This window comes from Agarilytica rhodophyticola, assembly GCF_002157225.2.
GTDB classification, from domain to species: domain Bacteria; phylum Pseudomonadota; class Gammaproteobacteria; order Pseudomonadales; family Cellvibrionaceae; genus Agarilytica; species Agarilytica rhodophyticola.
The window spans coordinates 6,614,143-6,637,333 of the sequence record NZ_CP020038.1 but is presented as its reverse complement, the minus strand read 5'-3'; the positions used below and the strand labels follow the sequence as shown (position 1 = coordinate 6,637,333).

The following is a 23,191-nucleotide window of genomic DNA, read 5'->3' as shown; positions in this document are numbered from 1 at the left end:
GCAATAGATCTTTGCAAGGTGTGGGAGTTTATATGGTTGAAAGTGCTGGGGGAGGTTATCGGGAAAAGTATCGCCAAGCGATCGCTGAACAAGAGCGTATGGAGAAGCAATTCAAGTTTCAGCTTGACGCCTTGCGTAAAACCTTAAATCACGTAAGTGCCGCAGCTAAAGGCTTAGACAAACATTTAGACGCGTCCCTTATTCTGCTGAAGGAAAAAATGCGGGGGGCAACAGGTAGCCAAGTGCTTGAACAGATGGAGCGCGTGCAAGCTGCCGCCGCTGACTACGAACATTCCCGCCAAGCAAGTAATATAAAATCAGCAAAGCAAATAAGTAGCATCACAGACCAATTGTTAGAGTTGAAGCTCCCTTCGGAAGTTAAAGACAGTCTACAGTCTTATAGTGCTGGTTTAAAAAAGCGCCTGACCGCCTATCGCAATTATCCCGATGTACTTGAAGAACTAAGCAAAATGCAGAGTATTGCGATAGAAGCTGCAAGCAACCCTTCGATGAGCTTTTGGCAACGTCTAAAAGGTGGTAATACTCTTAAAACTGTTGATGATGGTGAAGCTAGTACCGCCAGCGATGTTGTTGAACAAGGTGCGAATTCGTTTGAAGAAGTGCTGGAGGATATGGAGGTTGACCTGGCACCAAAGGAAGGTGAATTAATTAAAGCTTATGAAGATGTGGGTGCGTTTGATGCGGGTGATGAAGATAGTTACCAAAAAGTTGCCCAGCGTATTGCTAGGACACTAGAGAACCTTGTATCTCGTATTGAACCAAATGATGTGGTAAGACACAAAATTGATATTGTTCGTCTACGTATACAACGTGGCATGGATTGGTATGTTCTGGCGATAACTCTAGAAGATATACGAGATATTTTGTTACTGCGTTATTTGCAAAATGACCAAGAATTCAGTAATTATTTAAAACGCGTAAACGAAGAGTTACGTACAATCAGCGAGTCTCTCGGCTTGGTTTCTGATCAGGATGAGCGCCAACGGCAAGCATCGGATAAGTTCTCCTCCACTGTCTCAGGACAGGTAAAAAAGATGCGCACAAATATGGAAAATTCTAACAATGTAGATGAGTTAAAATTGGCTGTTAGTGATCATTTAGGCGTTATCCAAGATGCTTTGGGAGATTACGATGCAAATAAAAAAAATTCTGATTCGATTACGGATCAACTCAAGTCGTTAATTAATCAAGTGCAAAGTATCGAAAGTGAATCTAAGAAAACAAAAGCACTTTTAGAAGAGGAACGCCATCGTGCAACTCATGATGCACTCACTGGTTTACCGAATAGGGAAGCTTATAATGAGCGTTCCTTTCAAGAACTACAGCGTTTTAATCGTTATAAAAGGTCGTTAACATTAGCGGTTTGCGATATTGATCATTTTAAAAAAATAAATGATACCTATGGGCATCAAGCAGGTGACAAAGTCTTAAAACTTATTGCACAATTAATTTCCACAAGGCTGAGAAAAGTAGACTTTGTTGCTCGTTATGGTGGCGAAGAATTTGTTACCTTAATGCCAGAAACTGAACCAGAACAAGCGGTAAGCGTACTTGATAAGATTCGAGCCGTTATTGGTAAAACACCTTTTAAATTTAAAGGTAATCCTGTCAAAATTACGATATCATTTGGATTAGCGAGCTTTAATGAAGATGACTCTGTCGAGTCCGTCTTTGAGCGTGCAGATAAAGCACTTTATCGCGCTAAAAATCAGGGCCGTAATCAGTGTGTTATTGCCGGAGATGCTGAAGAAAAAACTGAAAATTAATTCTTTATCGTCAGTTGCTACGCCTAAATACAATACTAAAAGTTATTTATAGTTTGTTTAGAGATTTTTATCATTTGTAAGTACCTTGCTTGTAAAAAAACAAGCTTATCCGAGTATAATATTATAGATGCCGTCGGAAATGCCCATCAGGCTATCTCTAACAATAGATATGCCCATTATTTTAAACGATAGTAATTTACTGGGGGAATTGTGTCGTCAGTCGTAGAGCTGTATTATTTGCCCATTGATTCCGATGGTTTCGACATTGATCTAGATGATGCTTTGCCTTTTTTGGATGAACAAGAAAGCGATCATTATTTTTCCTATAAAAGTGAACGCCCACAAGCGGTTTACTTGCAAACTAGACGCATATTAAAAACAGTCTTAGCAAGAAAAGTTGGATGTTGGCCTGGAGATATTAAATTTTCTTCTTCTAAGAACAACAAACTCTCCTTAAAGAATACGCCACATTATTCTTTTGATATCTCCCATAACAATTCATCTATTGTTATTGCTCTTGCCCGAACATCCGGTGAAATTCCGATTAGTATCGATGTGAAAGATATTGCCATGTGTAAAAAGAACTGGCCTAAAGCAGAAATTTTTTTAAGTGGTTATACAAAAAAATTTATCGATCGATGTAGCAGTGATCAACAACGCGCCGAGTTTTTTGCTGAACATTGGAGCTGTATTGAAAGTTATATTAAGTTGAAAAACAGCACCATGTATAGTGAAAAAAACCGAGTTAAGATCAAATTTTACTCTGATTTTTCTTTAGGTAAACGCTATCTTTTTGAAGATGTCTGCTTCACAGTGTTTCACTTTTCTGACCAAGTGTGCATAAGTTTGGCAAGTGCCAAAGTATTTCCGAATATAAATGTCATTCACTGGCGTAGCGGTGAGGAAAAAATATATTATTCACACGCTGAACCATCATCTGTGAATAGTATTATTTCATCAGCGTCGACATAGTAGCCAATAAATCTTCTTCTTCAACAGGTTTATTGAGTAGAGCATCTACACCGCTTGCCATGATGTTCTGTTTTTCTTCAGCCACTATATGTGCAGTTAGAGCGATAATTGGCGTGTCTCCATACGTTTGGTTTTGTCTAATAATACGTGTCGCTTCTTTGCCGTCTATTCCCGGCAAAGTAATGTCCATTAAAATAAGCGCATAGCGGTTGTCTTCTAACATCGCCAAGCCTTGCTCGGCGTTTTCTGCTTCGGCTACTTGAAAGTCAGCGTCTTCTAAAATCCATGTAACAAGTTGGCGATTATCGGCATTATCTTCGACAAGCAATATAGGGAGGGTACTGTTAGACATGACGGTAAAATATAGTTAAAGGTGTACTGCTAAGAATAAACCACACTTACCTATCTTGCCATAAAACGGCCACTATGGCGTTTGTAATGTACCAGCATCTTAGCCTTGAGTTATTCTATATATGCCATTTGTTCTTACGTAAAAAATAGTCTCTTCCGGGGAGGTTATTTGGTGGCTAAAGTTACCTCTTGAATCGAAGTAACTTCCAGTCAATAGGGTTTCAGGCTTACGGATTTCCGAATTATTGTAAAGAATTTGCCCCTTAACAACGACAACTCGAAATTCCTTTGCATCTACTAGCATTTTCCCTTTAAAGCCCGCAGGAAGTTTCACTAGTGAACCACCTAATTCGCCACGTTTTGTACTTCCCCACAAATTGGCTGTCTCAGGCTCCCTGCTATTTACAAACACAGGATCATTTTGGCTTTGCCAAACAATATTAGATTTGTGTATGTTAATTGGTGCTTCGCCATTATTAAACTCATCAGCAGAGGGCTTTACTAAATAAGGTCCGCTATCAATTTCTAAATAGATGAGGTTCTTTGCGGCTTTTGCGGCAGTAACGTGACTTTCCCCTGCTGGCTGAGTCCAAAAAGACCCCGCCGGCATCCACATTTTTTTTGCCTTTGGATCGTCGTTATGAATCATGCCTTCTATAACGACACCTCTATATGAAATATTGTGTATATGAGGAGGAGAAGAAAAGTCTGGTTTAAACCTAACTAACATGCCTGTTGCTGAATCTCTCGTTCGATCTCCCCAAATATTAGCTGCCCCTGGGCTTTTGTCGCCGCGCAGAGGGTTTAAATATCCCCATTGAAGTTCATCAGACTTAACAATATTCCACTGCGATGCTGTTGTTTTGGCTGTTGTATGATGAGCTAGTATGGCGCAAAAAATAGCTATGGATGCGAGGCTTTTAAATGTCATGATCTTTTTCTGGTGTCAATTATATATCTTTAATTAAAAGCACAAGCTACTTTATTTAAGTTCTATTGAAAACCTGGATATTAAAAGAAATACATTCAATAAAAAGTTGATAATAGTAACTATTTTTCATCTTTATCGTGTAAACGAGCCTCAGTTTTGTTCACATTCATTATCGAAGTCTAAGTCTAGTGCGTCTAATTTTGTCAGTACTTTAGTCAATAGTTCTTGTTCGCCGTCACTTAGTTGATCGAGAATCATTTTTTCATATTTCAGGGCAATAGGCGCTATTTTCTGATAAACAGCGATACCAGAGGAGGACAAGCTTAACTCTGATCGACGTTTATCTTGTTCAGAAAAGTTACGCTGCAATAACTCTGCTCCCAACAACTTACTTACAGCTCTTGATATCGCAACTTTATCCATTGCAGTTCGGTCGGCCACCTGGGCTGCAGACAAATGAGGGGTTTCTCCTAAAACTGCAATAACGCGCCATTCGGGCCTGGAAATATTGAATCGCTCTTCATAGTGTTTTGCCAAAGACTGGCTTATTCGACTTGCCAAAACGAATAAGCGATAAGGCAGGAATTCATGTAAATGTAAGGTGGTTCCGTCGTTTTGACTCATAATGTCTATTTCCGAGTAGAAGCTCTTGTAATTGGTTACACATGAAACTATTATTGGGCAAAAATTGAAAGCAATTTTGCCTTTATTTTCAAAAAAAATGGCGATAAAGACAATCAGGTCATCAAAATTAGCATGAAAATGTAGCTATCTGTCGATAATTTGGTTTATTTGCAGTGAGTTTTACATTTCCATATACAAACGAGTGAAGGTGTAACATGGCAGATCTATATGACAACCCAATGGGATTAGAAGGTTTTGAATTTGTAGAATTCTCAGCGCCTAAGAAAGGCATGCTTGAAGGGGTCTTTGCAAGTTTAGGGTTTACCCAAGTAGCGACACACCGTTCCAAAGATGTGAGCCTATGGCGCCAGGGTGATATCAATTTCATCACTAACTATGAACCCAAAACGCCTGCGTATTACTTTGCGGAAGAGCATGGCCCTTGTGCTAGTGGTATGGCATTCAGAGTTCGCGATTCCCAAAAAGCATATAAGCGTGCATTAGAACTGGGTGCTCAGCCTATAGAGATGCCTACTGGGCCCATGGAGCTAAATTTGCCCGCTATTAAAGGTATTGGTGGTGCACCACTCTACTTAATCGATCGCTACAAGGGCACGAATACTATTTACGACATTGATTTTGAATGGATAGAAGGTGTTGATCGTAACCCTATTGGTTGTGGCTTCAATGTTATCGACCATCTTACACACAATGTCTATCGTGGCCGAATGGATTACTGGGCGGGGTTTTACGAAAAATTATTTAACTTCCGTGAAATTCGTTACTTTGATATCAAGGGCGAATATACGGGACTAGTTTCTCGCGCAATGACCGCACCTGATGGTTTGATTCGTATTCCTCTAAACGAAGAGTCTGCAGGTGGCACTGGCCAGATAGAAGAGTATTTAATGCAGTATAACGGTGAAGGTATCCAGCATATTGCCTTCTCATGTGATGACCTCATCTCTTGCCTCGATAAACTCAAAGCCCTCGATGTACCTTTTATGACTGCTCCACCTGATACTTATTACGCAATGTTGGATGAGCGTTTGCCAGGTCACGGTGAACCAGTAGAAGAATTAAAAATGCGTGGTATCTTGCTCGACGGTTCTACAGAAAAAGGTGACCCACGTTTATTGCTGCAAATATTCTCGCAAACACTCGTTGGACCTATTTTCTTTGAGTTTATCCAGCGTAAGAAAGACGAGGGATTTGGCGAGGGTAATTTTAAGGCATTATTTGAATCTATCGAGCGAGATCAACTGGCACGTGGTGTGATTGGTGAGGAGAAATAAGTATGCAAGCAGCCACCCAAGGGTTACAGCTTCAGCGTATTCATCATGTGGCCTATCGCTGTAACGATGCTAAAGAAACCGTTGAGTTTTATCAGCAGCACCTCAACATGGAGTTCCTGCTGGCTATTGCCGAAGACCAAGTGCCTTCAACAAAAGCCCCCGACCCTTATATGCATGTTTTTCTCGATGCGGGTAACGGTAATGTTTTAGCTTTTTTTGAATTACCTAACTCGCCGCAAATGGGACGCGATGAAAATACACCGCAATGGGTACAGCATATTGCCTTTGAGGTAGATAGCGTGGAAACTCTAGTAGCAACTAAAGAAAAACTAGTGGCACGAGGTATCGATGTTCTCGGCCCGACAGAGCATACTATTTTCAAATCGATTTATTTTTTTGATCCTAATGGTCATCGTGTCGAGTTAGCAGCGAATACCGATCAGCCTGGTATGCTCACTGAACTTAAACGCGTTGCTCCTGCAATGTTAGAAGAATGGTCAAAAACAAAAAAAGCACCTAACCATGCAGATTGGTTACACAGTGGCAAACCGTTTAATTTAGAAGAGTTAAAAAATAGGGGGAACGATCTATGAAACTCGCTTCGTTAAAGCATGGGCGCGACGGACGCTTGGTTGTTGTTGCCCGGGATTTAAAACAGATGGTGGATGCTGCCAAGATTGCTCCCACTATGCAATATGCGCTAGATAATTGGGCAGATGTTAAAGATGATTTGCAGCAATTATCCGACGACCTGAATAATAATTCCGTAGATAATATGGAAGTATTTGATGAAGCTAAATGTAGCTCACCGCTACCGCGCGCTTATCAGTGGGCTGATGGTTCAGCCTATGTCAATCATGTAGAACTTGTACGCAAGGCTCGCGGAGCTGAAATCCCAGAATCATTTTGGACCGATCCGCTTATGTACCAGGGCGGTTCCGACAGTTTCCTAGGACCAAAAGACGATATCCTTATGCCTCAGGCTGACGGTTGGGGCATAGACTTTGAAGCGGAAATTGCAGTAATTACCGATGACGTTTCGATGGGGGTGAACTCACAGGATGCTGACTCCCATATTAAATTGCTAATGTTAGTCAATGATGTTTCTCTGCGTGGTTTAATTCCAGGAGAGTTAGCAAAAGGCTTTGGCTTTTTTCAGTCAAAACCCTCTAGCGCCTTTAGCCCAGTATGTGTCACACCAGATGAACTGGCCGATACTTGGCGCGATTCTAAACTTCATTTGCCTTTGCGTTCAACACTAAATAACGAAGCCTTTGGTGAACCTGATGCTGGCGTTGACATGACCTTTAATTTTTCGCAGCTTGTTTCCCATGCTGCTAAATCAAGGCCTTTGTGTGCAGGTACTATTATTGGATCAGGAACAGTGTCTAATAAACTTGATGGTGAACCGGGGAAACCGATAAAAGACGGTGGTGTTGGATATAGTTGTATTGCTGAAATTCGTATGATTGAAACAATTATGCAAGGTGCAGCGAAAACTCCTTTTATGCAGTTTGGAGATACGATAAAAATAGAAATGCTCGATACACAAGGTCATTCAATTTTTGGCTCTATTGAACAAAAATTGACTAAGTCTTAGAAGTCTTTATTGCGAGTGTCCATAATTAAAATAAATGTGCAGTAACTATTTTTAATAGTTTCAAAGGCTCTTAGCTTAAAGGAATAAGCGCAAGCCCTTAAAACTATAATACCTGATACGGGGATTTATATATCTATGCCAACTTTATACACATACTTTCGATCATCATCTTCCTACCGGATCAGAATAGCGCTTCATTTAAAAAATATTGCTTGTGATTACTGCTTTGTCAATATTCATCCTGACACCAATGAACAAAAAAATGATGATTATTTAGCCATTAACCCGCAAGGTAGAGTTCCATTTTTTATTGATGGTGATCTTAGAATTGCTCAATCAACCGCGATACTTGAGTATCTAGAGGAGGCTTATACAGATAAACCCCTGCTCCCGAAAGCAGCAGATGAAAGAGCATGGATTCGTCAACTGATTAATGTCATCGCTTGTGATATTCAGCCACTTAACAATATCGCAGTATTAGGAAAGCTTAAAAAACAATTTAGCGCCGAACAAGCCGATGTTCAAATTTGGTACGAACATTGGGTGACAGAAGGTTTTAGTTCGCTTGAGTCTATGTTACAAAAAAGTCCATATTTTAAAGGAGATTTTTGTCATGGAGTACAAGCAACGCTAGCGGATGTTTATCTTATCCCTCAAATATGGAACGCGAGGCGTTTTAATGTTCCCCTTGATAAATTCCCCACATTATTGCGCATAGAAGGCCACTGTAACTCATTGGATGCATTTTTTAATGCAGCGCCGGCGCAACAAGAAGATTGCAATGTTTAAGATAAAGGTATTCTAACCTCAAAATTTCATTGCTTATCATGTCCCAAATGTCGACAATAGCCGTCGGCTGAAACAACGTACTATTGAATGTCGAGTGGCCAAATATATTTGAACTACATTCAATAGAAAGATACATATACATTTAAAAAGTAACCATATTCTAGGGACTCTTTTAGCAGTGTTAAAAAGTTCTATATTGTGGAGGTTCTATGTCTTTATTAATAGCTGATAACTTTGTTGTCAGTATGCACTACAAACTTACTGATGATGAAGGTGAGTTAATCGATACATCGGAAGGTGATTCTCCTCTTTTATACCTGCATGGTGCTGGAAATATTGTTCCCGGCCTCGAAAAAGCCATGTCAGGTAAAGCTGCTGGAGATAAATTAGAAGTCCGTTTGGAGCCGGAAGAAGGTTACGGTGAAATTCTCCCTGAAATGATAACTACCATGGGAAAAGAAGTTTTTCATGGCGTCGAAAATATTGAAGTGGGTATGGCGTTTGAAGCCCAGGATGCAGATGGTTCTGTACAGAGTGTGGTAGTAAAAGATATTGATGGTGACGATATAACTATCGATGCAAATCACCCTCTGGCAGGTGTTCCATTAAATTTTCAAGTAGAAGTTGTGGCAGTAAGAGAAGCTACGGAAGAAGAAATTGCAAGTGGACATGCGCATTAAATAGTTTTTGAATCAGGCGGGAAACTCTATTTTCCCGCCTGATAAAAACTATTGCCTATCTATGTCATAGATTCTGATACTTCTTCTAGTGGTAACTGTTCATTCACAATCCGCAAAATTCGTTCATTTAAAGTGCCGATCGATGGTGCTGTGGTAAGTTCCATCATTGGAATTTTAATTCCTGTTTTTTGTCGAAACTCTTGTGTGGTTTCTGTCGCCATCAGTGAATCTAACCCTAAATCCCTCAAATTATGAGATGGCAAAATTTCGTTTGCTTCAATTCTCATGACTTTTGCTAAAGTTTCAGACAGCGCTGATGCGATAAGTTGTTGCCTATTTTGTCCGTCAAGATTTTGAAATGTTGCCTGTAAAACAGGATCTAAGGTAGAAGAAAGTGATGTTTTTGATTGCTCAATAAGTGATTCATAGCGTGGATTAGGAATGTCATCACCAGACATTTCTGAGAAAGATCGCCAATCTATATCCATAATACCTATTTGCGATTTTGTGCCTTTTAAAGCTTCAGCCAATGCTAGTTTAGCTTCCTGACTGGAAAAACCGCGTATACCTATCGCATTTAAATGACCTGCTAATTGACCATTTCGAGCAACGACACCAGTATCTTGGAAGACCCCCCAATTAATACTCAAGGCCGGTAGACCTTGGCTCTTCCTATAAATAGCCAGCTGATCAAGGAAGTAATTGGCTGCCACATAATTAGTTTGTCCAGCATTACCTACTAATGACGATATAGAAGAAAATAGTACAAAGAAATCCAGATTTAAATTTTTACTATATTCATGTAGCAACCAAGCTCCTTTTCCTTTAGGGTTAAACACTTTTCTCATAGATGTGCTATCTACTTCCTGTAGAGGGCGATCATCAAGTACCATAGCTGCATGAATAATACCCTTAACCGGTTTATCTAAAGTATTATACTTTTGTATAATTTCTTTTACTTGTTCCTCATCGGCTACGTCAATACAAGGTGCGTATACGCTAGCACCTGATTTTTCCATAAGAGAAATGGCATTTTTCGCTTCTGTAGTCCTAGCTCCACTCCTACTTAACAAAATTATGTTACCGGCGCTATTCTCTGCCATCCACTGTGCTACATCTAACCCAAAACCACTTGTGCCACCCGTAATAATATAGCTTGCCTTATCAGAAAAAAGAGCGCCATCTTCTGCAGCTTGTATTTTAAGGTCGCTATCATTTAAATCAATTGTAATTTTGCCTATATGTTGCGCCCTTGCCATATAGCTAAATGCATCAATTGTCTGTGATGCTTTAAAGACTTTGCACGGCGCTGGCGATATAAGGCCCTCAGAAAGCCACTGTAATATTAACTGCGCAATTTCTTTTACATAAAGCGGCTGGGTATTAATAACTCGATCAAAATCGACCGATGCAAATATCAAATTTTCGTTAAAAGGTTTAAGTTGTAGAGCCTCATTTCTATCGGCACTTATTTTCCCGAGCTCGATAAAACGCCCAAATGGAGCTAGACAATCAACACTTTTTTTCATTATCTCGCCGGGAGTGAAATTAATAACTACATCTACGCCGCGGCCTTGTGTCCAACTATGTACTTTATTAACAAACTCTAAGCTTCGCGAATCGCATACCTTCTCAATGCCAATTTCATTGAGGTAGCTACGTTTAGCTTCGCTACCAGCTGTAGCGATAATATTCATCCCTAGCTTTTTCGCCAGTGAAATCGCCGCTAGGCCAACGCCACCAGCGGCACTGTGAATAAGTAAAGTTTCTCCTGCTTTTACCCTGGCAATCGTAACGAGGCTATGGTAAACCGTCATGTAGGTAACCATGTGTGAGCCATCTATTAAACTTATGTTATCAGGAAGCTTCAATACTCGTGATGCATCGGTAATAATATGAGATCGCAAAAAAGAGCCTCTTGAATAAACCCTATCTCCAGGTTTTAGATCACGAACATTGCTACCGACAGATACAACGGTACCAGACCCTTCCATGCCCAATATGCCCTCGAAATAGGTGTTGGACTCAGCATCGTGCGAAAGTATTCCCATGGCCTTCATTAAATCCTTAAAATGCAGAGAACTATATGCTACAGCTATTTCCACTTCATTATTGTTAATTTTTGGCTTTTCACACTGTTGATATTCCAGAGTATCAATACGCGCATTTTGCCGCTGTATAATTTCGAAAGATTCTACTTTGCAAGATGCAATCTTAGGTATCTCTTCAGATACCTCTTCAAATTCACTTCTTTCTAGACGGCAAATAAATACATTATTTCCTCTAATAGCTAATTCATGCTCATTTTCAAACTGAGCTAGTGTATTCATTACATCTATTATTTTTTTGTCAGGGTCACAATCACATAGAGTAATATTTAGTTGAGGAAATTCAGACATCGCTGTCTTGGCAACACCTGTCAAGGCTGAAAACCTAAGTTCAAGTATATCTGATGCGAGTATTTTTTCCCCGCTTCGAGTCATAATACAATAACGTTTAACTCCCTGTCGAAGATGCTTTATAGTACCTAAAAGCTTATTTGCTAGCGCTAGGTTATCATCTGTAACTGGAATATCTTCTTTTTTTGAGTCTATAAATCGAGCATCAATAATATTTAAATCTTTCCTCTGGGAATGCTCGATATATTTATTTAAGTCATCTACCGACCAATTATCGGGTATTTGGAAAGTATTCTTAGGTATTTCGCCTTGAATATTTCCTAGTAACAGCCAAAAGTTATCTTGGCTAACAGGCACTGATTTAGGCTTGGTCTGCTTCCAATTCTTTTCATAAATCCAACTCTCCATTTTTGTAAGATGTTTTCGAGGGTCAGATGAAATAACTTGACAACGAATACCTGCAAGGTCTGCCACTAAATTGTCGTCGTTATTATATATTCTCAAATCACCGACAATTAAATTTCGTTGGCGGGAGTGAATGCGGCCATAAGCTACTAAATTATCTGATGCATTACCAAACCATTGCACTTTATCTATAGCTACTGGCAATAGTTCACTGGTATCGTCGCCTCGAACAAAGTCAATAGCAATTAAACTATGCATCGCTGCATCTAGCATAACGGGGTGTAGTAGATAACCATTGCTGCTTAGAGCTTCTGGTAAAGACAAATGAGCAAACACCTCATTTTCATTTATTCTAATTCGCTTAACTGCACGGAAATATTTACCATATTCTAAGCCGCGAGTTTTAAGTTTTGCGTAAAGAATTTCAGGTTCCCAGGATGTGTGGAAACGGTCGTCTCCATCAATAGAAGGTATGCTTTCTACTTCTGAAGCTTTACAGCTGCCAGAAAAAAATTGACCTTTTGCACTTGTGAATGCTTGTTGATCATCAGTTTGGCTACTAATAGAGAAAGTTTGATGGTCGCCATCAGCGACAATATAAAGTGATGAATATTGATCCTCTAGTAGTGAGGTCGGTGCGATAAATTTGACGTTTTCTAAGGTGACCCCTCGATCTATTTTATCAGTGTTAGACGACAATAACTGTCTGGCCATGGCAAGACCTAATTCGACATAGCCTGCTCCTGGAAAAAGAACACTCCCCGCAACTTTATGATCGATTAAATAAGGTAGTGCTGAAAGATTAAGTTCACAAGTCCAAGTGAGATTAGGTATTTCTGCTTCCAAGGAAACCAATGGGTGACCATTATGAGGTAGTCTGTGCTGTTGGGATATTGCTGTTTCAGACCAAAATATTTTCCGATTCCATGGGTAGCGAGGCAATTTACAATTTGCAGGTGTTGCAAAATAACTTTTCCATTTGGGAGTATAACCAGAAATGAAAAGTTGCCCCATAGTTTTACATAAGCTTAATTGTTCGGATTGATTTCTTACTAAAGTAGAAACTACGTTTACATTTTTACCATGGTGCTCAGCTGTTTCTAATATAGAATTTTTTAATACCGGATGAGGGCCTATTTCAACAAAGGTATTGAATCCTTGCTCTAGAGCAGTTTCTATTCCTTTAGTAAATAACACTGACTGCCTAACATTTTGCCACCAATAATTAGCGTCGTGCTTTGATTTTAGAATTTGCCCGGTAACTGTCGAAATTATTGGTAAATTAAAATGCGTTGTTGTTAGCTCAGCTAAATTATTGAAGAGTGTGCTCTTAATGCTTTCCATAACTGGGCTGTGGTAGGGCACTTCAACTTTTAAGAACTTGTTAAAAATAGAATTTTTCTCTAATTTTTCCGCGATAATTTTAAGTGTTACTTGATCTCCAGCAAGAGTTACACTATTTGGACTATTTTCTGCAGCGATAGATACTTTATCGTTGAGATCATCAATATAATCACTGCACTCCTTGGCTGAGATTCCAACGGCCAGCATGCCTCCTTTACCAGCAAGCTTGGCCTGTAGCTGACTTCGATGGAAGGCTACTTTTAAGGCTTCTTCTAAAGTTAAGCCGCCACCAGCCCATGCAGCACCCACTTCTCCAATACTGTGTCCGAGTACACCGTCCGCATTTACACCCCAAGAATCCAGTAGGCGCGTTAATGCAACTTGTATAACAACATTAGCAGGTTGGGCCACTTCGGTCCGTGTTATTTGGGATGTTTCTTCATCAGCTAATAATGCATCTAGGATAGACCAGCCGGAATGCTCTTTGAAGATAGAATCACATTCTCTGATTGTCTGACGAAAAACTTTTTCTGAATGAAAAAGTTCTCTTCCCATTTTCCACCATTGAGGGCCCATACCGGTGTATATAAAGAGTATTTTTGTTTCTTGTATATTCCCCTTTAATAATTCGCCACCGACTTCATTTAAATTACCTGCCATAATTTCATCGATCGCAACAGAATTTTCTCCGTAAATCCACGCCCGATAGGTAAGGGGGGAGCGCTTCATGGCGAATGCTGCGCCGATTCTCTTATAGTCCTGCTCGTCATTTGTATTATTGACTAACGTTAAACGCGCTTTGGCTATTAAGTCCTGCAAAGATTTTTCACTAGCTGCGGATAAGGGGATCGCGATCGGGCGTGATTCATGCAAGTTATGCTGGTCTGTTTTTCCTGGAACTTTGTATTGCTCGGCTTCTTCCGGTGGTGAAGATAATGTTACATGTGCATTTGTACCGCCGTAACCAAAGGAATTTACTCCAGCATAGAGAGTTCCGCTTTGATTTAGTGTTTGTACCTTAGTTGGAATATGGAGTTTTAGCTCTTTTAAATCGATATTAGGATTAAGCTTAGTTAGATGTAAATGTGGAACAAGTGTACGGTTTTTCAATACCAGTGCTGCTTTGATCATACCGGCGACACCGGCGGCGGCTTCCATGTGGCCCACATTGGTTTTTAATGAACCAATTGGGCAGGGTGTATCATCTCGTCGTCCTTCTCTCAGCACTGTACCTAACGCCTTGGCTTCTATTGGATCACCAACTGGAGTACCTGTGCCATGGGCTTCAATATAATTAATTTGCGATGGAGATATTCCTGCTTTGGCATAGGATTCACGCATAGCACGCATCTGGGAATCCCCGTTAGGAACAGTAATACCGTTAGTTTTTCCATCTTGATTTACAGCACTGCCACGGATGACTGAATATATCTGATCGCCATCTTGTAATGCTTTTTCTAGTGGCTTGAGCACCACTATCCCCGCGCCTTCACCGCGGACATAACCATCTGCACCTTCATCAAATGTATTACAACGACCTCTGCCAGAAAGAAATTGACCCTTAGACATGGTAATTTGTGTCTCTGGAGCCAGCATTATATTAACACCACCTACAACGGCTGCTTCGATTTCACCGCTCCAAAGGCTCCGACATGCTTGATGCGTTGCTACTAAAGATGAAGAACATGCCGTATCTAATGAAAAACTTGGCCCTCGAAAATCATAAAAGTAAGAAAGTCTATTTGAGAGCATTGTTAAGGTACTGGCTAATGCTGACTGAGCCGATAGTTTACGTCTATTTAAAGTGCCGGATTGAATGAGCATATTATCTGTCATAAAACCACCGATAAATACGCCTACTGATTTCCCCTGTAATTCCTTAACATTAATTCCAGCATCTTCAAATGCTTCCCAAGAAACTTCCAGCAATAATCGTTGCATTGGGTCGAGTACTTCGGCCTCGCGAGGGGTGATACCGAAAAATGCTGGATCAAATAAGCGAATATCTTGCTGAAGTATACCTCCACGATGCACGTGAGAACGACCAGGGGATTTGCCACTGGCATCAAAAAATTTGTTTGGATCCCAACGATCGCTGGGTATATCCACGATACAATCTTTACCTTGAAGCAATACCTGCCAAAAATCTTCCGGGGATTCTATTCCACCTGGAAAGCGACAACCTATGCCAACAATTGCTATCGCTTGATCTTTTTCCTTCCTCCGCACACTCTGTTCTTTTTCTTGTTTGGATTCCTTCGCATCGTGTGTATGAGCGCCATGTTGTAAATGATCCAATAAGCCAAATTTGCGAGCTTGTTCATGAGTGAGTTTGGGTTTGTTTAAGGGGGATTTAAGAAAATTCATAACCTCAGATGTAGATAACACACCATGAGGTGTTTGGATCAGTGCTTTGACATAGCCACTCGCTACGATTCCATGGGGAGCATGAGCGCGACGAAAATCCTGTTGAATATAGAACCACTTTTCATCCCAGTGAACAAGTTGAGTATCCACTCTATATTGTTCCAATGGTTTTAATGCAGTTAAATACTCAAGTTTGATATCTCCAACTGGCATTTTCCAACGATTCTTATATGCTAGTGAAAATAATCCTGCGCGAATTAAAAAATTGATACGAGCTAAATCCATAATCATTGGATAGCGTGCATTGTTCATGTGACCGAAGAGATCGGTATCTGTAGGAAGTACTCGCCAATGGCTTTGATATTTATCTAGGAGAGAATGCTTACTTTGAAAAAAGCTTTTTATAAGAGTAATTAATAGTCGAAAGTAAAGCTTCATAAATACGCCTTTTTTTCCTGCTTAATTAGTTGTGGAATTAAACTCATTACGTTCTTTTTCAATATAAGTGAGCATGCAAGTAAAGCTGATATGGTGGATGCACCAACCCCGCCTGTAATCACATCTTGCCCAACAAAGAATAATCCCTTAATTGGTGATGCTGGTCGTAGCCAACGTTTTTTAAAACGCTCAGGAGAATGCTCATAGCCATACATACCACCAAAAGGTTGTTGACAGAAATGCTTTGTAGAAAGAGGTGTTGAAAGCTCGTGAAAGCTTACTTTGCCTTTCAGCTGTGGGTAATAGCTATAGAGAGTATGTAAGATTCTTTGACTAAATTTATCTTTTAATTGAAGGTATTCCTGGCCTCGTTTTTTCCAAGGTTGGTGCTGCCATTGTTCAAACCATCGAAAATTGGCAGGAACGATAATAGAAAGTGTTGATATGTCAGGCTTTTCTCTTTGCCAGCGACTATTTTTTGCCGATGGGGAATCAACAAAAAAAAATGGAAAAGGAGAGTCCGGCTGTGAAAGATAGTTATCTAAGTTTTCATCCAAATCCCCCTCACATAAATGCCAGTGATTGGCAGTTTCTAATTGTAGCTCTTGGCAATTACCCTTGAGGCCGACATAAAGCGCCATGTGTGAGACGGAACTATTAAGTTCTTGTTTTTCTCGTTTGGCCGATTCTGGTAGTGACAACAATTTGTTATATGAGGTATGAAAATTAACGTTACTAATAATATAATTAGCTTTTATAATTGCTCCGTCTTCTAGTTCAACACCGGTAGCTTTGTTTGCTGTATGGATAATTTTTTTTACAGAAGCTTTGGTTCGTAGAGTGCATCCAAATTCTTCTGCAGTTTTAGCAATAAGACGAGGTATCTCGCCACCGCCACCTGCGGGATAATTTGCCCCATCCAAGTATGAGAAAACAGCGAGTGCATGCATCGCAAAACTGCTTTTTCCTGGTGGTAAACCATAATTTCCATAACGTGCACAAAGTACTCTAACTAGTTCTTTATTTGTTGTTAGAGTTTCTAACACCTCTTTCGTTGTTTTGTCAGAATATTTACGAAATCGCCCAACCAAAAATGGATAAAGTAGATACCCTAGCCAGTTGGGTAGTAATTTTTCTGCAAAGTAATAGTACGATAAATCGCTAACTCTTTTAATAAGCTTTAGGTATTGGTCAATCGCCGAGCTTTCTTCTGGAAACTCAATTTTCAGAGATTCAACGAAACCTTCTACTTTTGCCGCTAAGGAAATCTGACGGTTTGATATAAATATACGATCGTAAGCGCCATCTATTTTTGTCCATTGAAGTCTACCTAATGTAATGTAATCAAAAGTTTGACGTAGAATATGCGTCTTGTTGTGTGTATTGCCGATGTAATGAAATCCAGAATCCCATTCATAACGTTTTCTATTAAATGAATGAGTTAAACCACCAATAACATGATTTTTTTCTAGCACGATAACTTTTTTACCCTGTCTCGATAACAAAGCTGCCGTGACTAAACCTCCTATCCCGGAACCGATTACTATTGCATCATAATGTGTGTCATTTAGCTGGTTTTTTTTGTAGGCACTAACCAAGAGCTATCACCTTTTATTTGCATATTGGTTTTGACTAGCTTGATAAATAGCTTAGGAAAACCTATAAATGGAGTTAAAAAAAATACTTTTTTTTGTTCTGGTGTTAGGGTTTTTTTCAGGTAAAAATGCAAACGAATTTGCAAGTACCAAGGTAAACCTGGTGCCAAATGATGGCTCATATGGCACGGCTGACCCCACGGGCCGCCACCAAGTAGTAAGCCCCAGAAACCTAGGCCTAGTTGGCGTGTACCATTGTGTTTATCCATTGGCATCATGAAATGTTCAGTTGACTCTCTTAACCGATCAAAAATATAAGACATCCATGAGCCGGCCATAATTAATACAATAATGCTGTAAACAATTCCAAACTTTGGAATCATAATAACTGCATAAAAGCCAACGTAAACTTTACCCAAAATCGATGATAGTCTTCTACTTGGTGTCTTTTCTTGAGGTCGCCAAGGAAAAAAATCAGAAAAACTCATTAAAGGGGCCGCTGGAATAAGACTCAGTAACAATCTTCTTAAATCGACAAAATTTGAAAATGATCCATCTTTTTCTGTGGTAAAATATTGATGATGTTTGCGGTGTCCTTGAGAATAATAATGAGGATCAGCGAAAGAAAGCCGACATATATTTTTCCCAATATTGTTGAGCCATTTGACAAATGATGACTTTCCACGAAAAAACATATTGTGTGCAGAGACCTCATGTACAAAATATGTTGCTAATCCACACATTAACCAGCCATGCAAAATACCTATGACAATTGCCTGCCAAGGAATAGCACTCGATTTTGGGTCAAATGTAAATAACTCAGGAAACTTTACCAACACAATAAAATCAGAAAAAAATATTATTGTCGTGACAAATATGCAAATAATATTATGAATTTTTGTATGGCAATTAAACCATTCCTGGTAAGAAGCTGATTTTTTGTCAATGTCATGGCATTGATTATCAGTTAAAAATGGGAAGTCGTTACTTTGTTCTTCGCTAATTTTTCTTGCTATATCATAATCTTTCTGATGTATTTTCATAAAATAAAAAGATACGAAGCTAGTTTAAAGTTGTTAATTTTTTTGAGAGATGGTGTAAGGAATAATTTTTATTATGCTCTAATCGGTAGAAACTCTTTAAATATTTTAAGCTATTATCGTCTAAGTTTTAGATTATTTATTGTCTTTAAAAATTTTACCATGAGTAAAATATTTTTTGTTTGAACCGCTTGTTACATTAATGATATTGTCACTTTATTCTTTTGTATTTCGCCGAAAACAATAAAATATTTTTACTATTTATATTTAAATTTCGATATTTCTTTGACGTTCACTTTTAATCTATGTGGTTGCTAGATAATTAAATTTAATAAGCACAAAATTTTCAATACTAGTAGAAGAACACTTAACTAAGGTTTTATTTAAAATGTCAATTGCGAAAAATTAATTAAAATTGCCTAAATTATATTTTTGTTAGGTGTGTATGCACTCACCTTATCTTAGGTAAAGAGTATGGGTAAATATAAATATCCGAATTTGTATTGTGAGAGAAATTTCTACGTCTATATTCTTAATTATTGTTGACATAATTTAAAACAAAGAAATCTAGAATTTCATTAATGTGACATCTTTTTCTAGGTGGTGCTAATATTTGAAATTTTATACTTTTCGTTTTAGTATAGGCAGGCTATTTTTGCATGAAGGAAACCTTTTACTCGGTATAGATGAGGGTTCCTTAGTTATTCTTATTAATACCATATCTGATGTTTATACAGTAAACGAGTTGAATTGAAATTATGGAAATTGTCTTTTGCCTATTCCATTCCATTTTTTTCTTGCATATATCTAAAATAAAAACGTATTTAAATTACAAAGTAATAGTAAGAAATTTGACTCTATATTAGTTTAATTATTATTAACTTTTCTTTGGGAAAAATAAAATTTTAGCGTTAATGCCGATAATTATTTTAATTTTTTACCTTTCTTATACATTAAAATTTATGAGCAGTGACGGAATCGAGGCAAAAGAGCAAGATATAACACCACCCATTTTCCATTGGACGTTAATGGTCTGAATCAAATCAAAAATCAAATTCTTTCCAAAAAAATATACTAAGTAGTTCATCAACTCCATAGTATCTGACTTTATTGTTTTGAAAGTCGACTATTGCGCTGCATGCAATTTCCTTATTATTTAGTGCTCCAGCATTAATAACTGTAAGATGAGAAAAAGTGTGAACATTTGGTCGATGGGAGTGACCATTGAACACAAACTTTAACTCCGAGTTTCTATGAAGAGCCCAAAGTTCCAAATTATTAAAGATAGAATCCACAGAATCCCAATCCTTTACTGAGGCCATATTACTTTCACCTAAACCATGGCATAGCATGGCCTTCCCTCGTACAGTATCGACTATCTGAGTTTTAGGCAGTGAGGAAAGAAAGCTATGAGTTGATAATTCCAGGTGAGATTTTTTAGAAGCATTATCGACATGTCTATTAACTTCTTCTAAGCACCATTGATCATGATTACCTAAGACTGATATCACACTGTATATTTTTAATAATTCACAACAACGATCAACAGAACCATTTCCGTCAACGATATCACCTGTTGCATAGATACCGTCAAGTTCTTCTGAAGCAAGATAGTTTAGAATTATTTCCAAGCGTATGTCTTCAACGTGAATATCTCCGATAACGCCTACTTTACTTTTCATTAATATTAAATCTATTGTTGTTAATTAACTTAATAAGAGTGTAATATTCTAAAACTTTCTAGATAAATATTTATTAATATTTGTATTTCTCATTTAAAGACTGGAGGTTCGCCAATATACTATTAGTATAGTGATATTTAGGTGCAAGTTGAGCGAAGATTATAAATAAATAATAGCTTCTGATCTTTCCCAGGGCGCATATTTCTTCATAATAGAATTAAATAGTTCTGATTCGACAAGGTTGCTGAGCCATTTCTGTAATTGATAATAATTTGTTGAATAAAACCATTCTTTGTCTGTATTGGCAAACTGTCTAATAAATGGAAAAATTGCAACATCGGAAAATCCGATGTTTTCATTCGTTAAATACTGAGTACTGTGAAGCCTTAGTTCGAGTTTTTCTAAGAATGCCTCTCCCTTAGTTCGATAATACGCTTGAGGATATTCAGGATAACGATCATAGTATTTATACTTATCAAGCCATTTTTTAAAAACGTAATCATTTTCATGTATTAGAGCGCACGTAGCTTCAGCAACAGGGTTTCCAGCTAACCAGTTGTTTGGATCATTTTGCTCGAGAGCCCACAGCATAATATCTAAACTCTCATCAATAACTTTATTATCAGGCATTGTTAGTACTGGAACAGTGCCTTTGGGAGAAACTGCCAACATTTCGCTGGGCTTATTACGAAGTACTATTTCTCTTAATTGAACACGAATACCGCTTGATTTGATTGCTAGCCTTGCACGCATAGCATAAGGGCAACGCCTAAATGAGTAGAGAATGGGACTCATAAGTAAAAATACATGTTAAAAAGTCTATAGATTATAATCTGTATTAATAATTATTCAACACCTAGTTAAGTAGATAGAGTACTTTGCATCTATCCACTCTGATTTATGGTTTTTAATTTACTACTTTATTTTCTTCAATTCTCTATAAGAATTTATCTCATTCATTACACTTCATAAATTTTATCGAAAGAAATTTTATAAAATACAGAATTTTATTCTTATCGAATACTTCGTTTTTATTGTAAATTTTTAAGCGAGTACATGACAACAAGAATTTTAAAAAATAAGAAAATACATAGATCAATAACGAAATTAATTATTTTAAATGACGATTTTTAGTGCAAACTATTTGCATGTCTATGCTTTGTCGAATTTTTTAATAATTTGTTTTAGAAAAAATGATTTGTCTGCATGATGAATTCATTTGATGAAATGCCGAAATAAATAGTAATTTTTCGTAAAAAAAACTCACGAGTTTTACTAGGATGAAAAATATGGCGCCTAAATACTAACTGTGAGTATAAATTTTATAGCAAGCTGATATTTCCTTGTTCGCAATACAACACAGATTAAAAAAATCAAAGTATTAATTAATTAAATTAGCGAAAGTTTTTTGAAAATTATATTTTTCGTTAAAACAGTTATTCACAAAATTAATTCTAATAATACGTTATAACATATCTTTTAATACGTTATAACATATCTTTTTTAAGAAGTGTTAATGCCCAATTAAATAATACCCATTTCAACTAGAGAAATTATTATAAGAGGTAAGAAAATGAAGAAAAAATTATTATTCGCAACTGCCATAGCAAGTTATTTATTTTCAGCACAACCTGCCTTAGCACAGATAGAAAATTTAGATAAGGGTGCATTTAATAAAGCCGCTAAGTCCGCTCAATTATTTGAAATTGTTGAAAAAAATGCATTGCAAGCCTCAACTTTCGATGCATCTATGTCTGTGTTGAGTAGTGACGCAAGTACTTTATCTGCAGATCAGATTCGTTTAAATGCTGATATGCTTGATGGTTCGATAAATGAAATGTACTTACCATTCGGGCCGGGAATGGTGTTTCCTATAAAACTTTCTAAAAGCTATTGGCTAAACTCAGGCTATCAAGCGTGGGCTGGCGAAGTAAATATGAAAAACGCTAGAAAATTTAAAGGTAAAAATACCAATCGTGCCGTATTTGTCAGAAATAAGAATCGTGTTTTCGGGCAAATTAATGTTGATGGTCGTATTTTCGAAATTATGACTATGGAAAACGGTAAACATATGATGGTCGAACGTGATTTTAGTCAATTAGGTGTAGGTGATGATACACCAGATACTGAACTACCCGTTGAAACTTCATTTACGGCTTCTAACTCTTTAACAAGTGCTGCTCTAGCTCCGACAACAATACGTGTACTACAAGTTGCATCTACTACAGCTTTAAATCGCTTCGGTACTAATAACGTCGTAGATAGAATGAACTTTTTCATTGCACAAGCAAACGATGTATATGCAAACAATAACATTGATATCGTTTTACAAGATGCAGGAAAATTCAGTTCTGGCCGAAGTGAGCTATCAAGTGTCTCTGCCAATATTCGAGGTCTACAATCGCCCAACGATGGTTACTTAGATAATTTCGCCGGCAGTGTTAGAGATGATCGTTCGGCGGATATCGTTGCTTTGATTACAGATAATCAGGGGGATCGCACCTGTGGGCAAGTAAATGCGATTGGTGGGGGACAAAGTAATGGTTTCTTTGTTTCACGTTATACTTGTACAGGATTTACTTTTGTTCACGAGCTTGGACATTTATTTGGTGCTCGTCACGACAATGATCCAACCAGAACTCCTTTCGCTTTCGGTCATGGATTTGTGAATGCTGGAAGAAACTTCCGAACTGTTATGGCTGTCAACAGTAACCCTCAACCACGCATAGGTTTCTTCTCGACAGATGATCAAACATTTAATGGTGGTGCGCTAGGTAATTCCACTGTTGCGGATAACGAGCGTGTTCACGAAACTCGTAGAGCTACTATAGGAAGCTTCCGCTAATTAATTGATTTTTAAAAGTATGGAGTCTTTCACTTATCTCTATGTGA

16 protein-coding genes are annotated in these 23,191 nt (G+C 38.1%); 8 read left to right on the top strand and 8 right to left on the bottom strand.

Translation table 11 applies throughout. The features are described from left to right. Nucleotides 1–32 precede the first annotated feature (32 nt). Nucleotides 33–1,787: a GGDEF domain-containing protein gene (locus BVC89_RS27390; RefSeq protein ID WP_086934776.1), complete on the top strand. Its 1,755-nt coding sequence runs from the start codon at nucleotides 33–35 to the stop codon at nucleotides 1,785–1,787. 210 nt (nucleotides 1,788–1,997) lie between these two features. After that, nucleotides 1,998–2,759 carry a 4'-phosphopantetheinyl transferase family protein gene (locus BVC89_RS27385; protein WP_103654318.1) on the top strand — a complete coding sequence of 254 codons (762 nt, stop codon included), beginning with the start codon at nucleotides 1,998–2,000 and terminating at the stop codon, nucleotides 2,757–2,759. On the opposite strand, the gene BVC89_RS27380 is transcribed toward BVC89_RS27385, so the two are convergent. From BVC89_RS27380 to BVC89_RS27370, 3 genes are all read right to left on the bottom strand, one after another. Next, nucleotides 2,737–3,111: a response regulator gene (locus BVC89_RS27380; RefSeq protein WP_086934264.1), complete on the bottom strand. Its 375-nt coding sequence runs from the start codon at nucleotides 3,109–3,111 to the stop codon at nucleotides 2,737–2,739. The genes BVC89_RS27385 and BVC89_RS27380 overlap by 23 nt on opposite strands. A 99-nt stretch (nucleotides 3,112–3,210) precedes the next feature. After that, complete coding sequence (locus tag BVC89_RS27375; protein WP_086934263.1) at nucleotides 3,211–4,041, bottom strand: DUF4437 domain-containing protein; 831 nt, start codon at nucleotides 4,039–4,041, stop codon at nucleotides 3,211–3,213. A gap of 150 nt (nucleotides 4,042–4,191) precedes the next feature. After that, entirely contained in the window at nucleotides 4,192–4,665 is a 474-nt protein-coding gene (locus BVC89_RS27370; RefSeq protein WP_086934262.1) for a MarR family winged helix-turn-helix transcriptional regulator, read from the bottom strand. Nucleotides 4,666–4,880: 215 nt separating this feature from the next. On the opposite strand from BVC89_RS27370, the gene hppD reads away from it, so the two are divergent. The 5 genes from hppD to BVC89_RS27345 all read left to right on the top strand — a co-directional run bounded on the left by hppD (nucleotide 4,881) and on the right by BVC89_RS27345 (nucleotide 9,029). Continuing rightward, nucleotides 4,881–5,960, top strand: a complete 1,080-nt coding sequence (gene hppD, locus BVC89_RS27365; protein ID WP_086934261.1) for a 4-hydroxyphenylpyruvate dioxygenase — start codon at nucleotides 4,881–4,883, stop codon at nucleotides 5,958–5,960. A gap of 2 nt (nucleotides 5,961–5,962) precedes the next feature. After that, nucleotides 5,963–6,553, top strand: a complete 591-nt coding sequence (locus tag BVC89_RS27360; protein ID WP_086934260.1) for a VOC family protein — start codon at nucleotides 5,963–5,965, stop codon at nucleotides 6,551–6,553. Then, nucleotides 6,550–7,560, top strand: coding sequence for a fumarylacetoacetate hydrolase family protein (locus BVC89_RS27355; RefSeq protein WP_086934259.1), 1,011 nt, complete (start codon nucleotides 6,550–6,552; stop codon nucleotides 7,558–7,560). The genes BVC89_RS27360 and BVC89_RS27355 overlap by 4 nt, the downstream gene beginning before the upstream one ends. A gap of 135 nt (nucleotides 7,561–7,695) precedes the next feature. Beyond that, nucleotides 7,696–8,349, top strand: coding sequence for a maleylacetoacetate isomerase (gene maiA, locus BVC89_RS27350; RefSeq protein WP_086934258.1), 654 nt, complete (start codon nucleotides 7,696–7,698; stop codon nucleotides 8,347–8,349). Nucleotides 8,350–8,558: 209 nt separating this feature from the next. Continuing rightward, nucleotides 8,559–9,029 (top strand): FKBP-type peptidyl-prolyl cis-trans isomerase, encoded by a 471-nt coding sequence (locus tag BVC89_RS27345; RefSeq protein WP_086934257.1) that lies wholly within the window; start codon nucleotides 8,559–8,561, stop codon nucleotides 9,027–9,029. A gap of 59 nt (nucleotides 9,030–9,088) precedes the next feature. Here the strand turns inward: BVC89_RS27345 and BVC89_RS27340 are convergent, their stop codons facing one another. The 5 genes from BVC89_RS27340 to BVC89_RS27320 all read right to left on the bottom strand — a co-directional run bounded on the left by BVC89_RS27340 (nucleotide 9,089) and on the right by BVC89_RS27320 (nucleotide 21,094). Then, nucleotides 9,089–15,982, bottom strand: a complete 6,894-nt coding sequence (locus BVC89_RS27340; protein WP_086934256.1) for a type I polyketide synthase — start codon at nucleotides 15,980–15,982, stop codon at nucleotides 9,089–9,091. Next, a complete protein-coding gene (locus BVC89_RS27335) occupies nucleotides 15,979–17,580 on the bottom strand; it encodes a phytoene desaturase family protein (protein WP_086934255.1) in 1,602 nt (533 codons plus the stop codon). Before BVC89_RS27335 ends, BVC89_RS27340 begins: the two co-directional genes overlap by 4 nt. Beyond that, entirely contained in the window at nucleotides 17,550–18,620 is a 1,071-nt protein-coding gene (locus BVC89_RS27330) for a fatty acid desaturase (RefSeq protein WP_086934254.1), read from the bottom strand. Before BVC89_RS27330 ends, BVC89_RS27335 begins: the two co-directional genes overlap by 31 nt. A 1,040-nt stretch (nucleotides 18,621–19,660) precedes the next feature. Further along, nucleotides 19,661–20,299: a metallophosphoesterase family protein gene (locus BVC89_RS27325; RefSeq protein ID WP_086934253.1), complete on the bottom strand. Its 639-nt coding sequence runs from the start codon at nucleotides 20,297–20,299 to the stop codon at nucleotides 19,661–19,663. 159 nt (nucleotides 20,300–20,458) lie between these two features. Further along, complete coding sequence (locus BVC89_RS27320; RefSeq protein ID WP_086934252.1) at nucleotides 20,459–21,094, bottom strand: glutathione S-transferase; 636 nt, start codon at nucleotides 21,092–21,094, stop codon at nucleotides 20,459–20,461. A 778-nt stretch (nucleotides 21,095–21,872) separates the two neighbouring features. Between BVC89_RS27320 and BVC89_RS27315 the strand changes: the two genes are divergently transcribed. Then, nucleotides 21,873–23,144 carry a M12 family metallo-peptidase gene (locus tag BVC89_RS27315; protein ID WP_086934251.1) on the top strand — a complete coding sequence of 424 codons (1,272 nt, stop codon included), beginning with the start codon at nucleotides 21,873–21,875 and terminating at the stop codon, nucleotides 23,142–23,144. Nucleotides 23,145–23,191 lie beyond the last annotated feature (47 nt).

Coding starts and splice junctions, on each gene's coding strand:
- BVC89_RS27345 (WP_086934257.1), top strand. CDS start 8,559: ATGTCTTTATTAATAGCTGATAACTTTGTTGTCAGTATGCACTACAAA.
- BVC89_RS27320 (WP_086934252.1), bottom strand. CDS start 21,094: ATGAGTCCCATTCTCTACTCATTTAGGCGTTGCCCTTATGCTATGCGT.
- BVC89_RS27330 (WP_086934254.1), bottom strand. CDS start 18,620: ATGAAAATACATCAGAAAGATTATGATATAGCAAGAAAAATTAGCGAA.
- BVC89_RS27360 (WP_086934260.1), top strand. CDS start 5,963: ATGCAAGCAGCCACCCAAGGGTTACAGCTTCAGCGTATTCATCATGTG.
- BVC89_RS27340 (WP_086934256.1), bottom strand. CDS start 15,982: ATGAAGCTTTACTTTCGACTATTAATTACTCTTATAAAAAGCTTTTTT.
- BVC89_RS27380 (WP_086934264.1), bottom strand. CDS start 3,111: ATGTCTAACAGTACCCTCCCTATATTGCTTGTCGAAGATAATGCCGAT.
- hppD (WP_086934261.1), top strand. CDS start 4,881: ATGGCAGATCTATATGACAACCCAATGGGATTAGAAGGTTTTGAATTT.
- maiA (WP_086934258.1), top strand. CDS start 7,696: ATGCCAACTTTATACACATACTTTCGATCATCATCTTCCTACCGGATC.
- BVC89_RS27315 (WP_086934251.1), top strand. CDS start 21,873: ATGAAGAAAAAATTATTATTCGCAACTGCCATAGCAAGTTATTTATTT.
- BVC89_RS27390 (WP_086934776.1), top strand. CDS start 33: ATGGTTGAAAGTGCTGGGGGAGGTTATCGGGAAAAGTATCGCCAAGCG.
- BVC89_RS27375 (WP_086934263.1), bottom strand. CDS start 4,041: ATGACATTTAAAAGCCTCGCATCCATAGCTATTTTTTGCGCCATACTA.
- BVC89_RS27355 (WP_086934259.1), top strand. CDS start 6,550: ATGAAACTCGCTTCGTTAAAGCATGGGCGCGACGGACGCTTGGTTGTT.
- BVC89_RS27370 (WP_086934262.1), bottom strand. CDS start 4,665: ATGAGTCAAAACGACGGAACCACCTTACATTTACATGAATTCCTGCCT.
- BVC89_RS27325 (WP_086934253.1), bottom strand. CDS start 20,299: ATGAAAAGTAAAGTAGGCGTTATCGGAGATATTCACGTTGAAGACATA.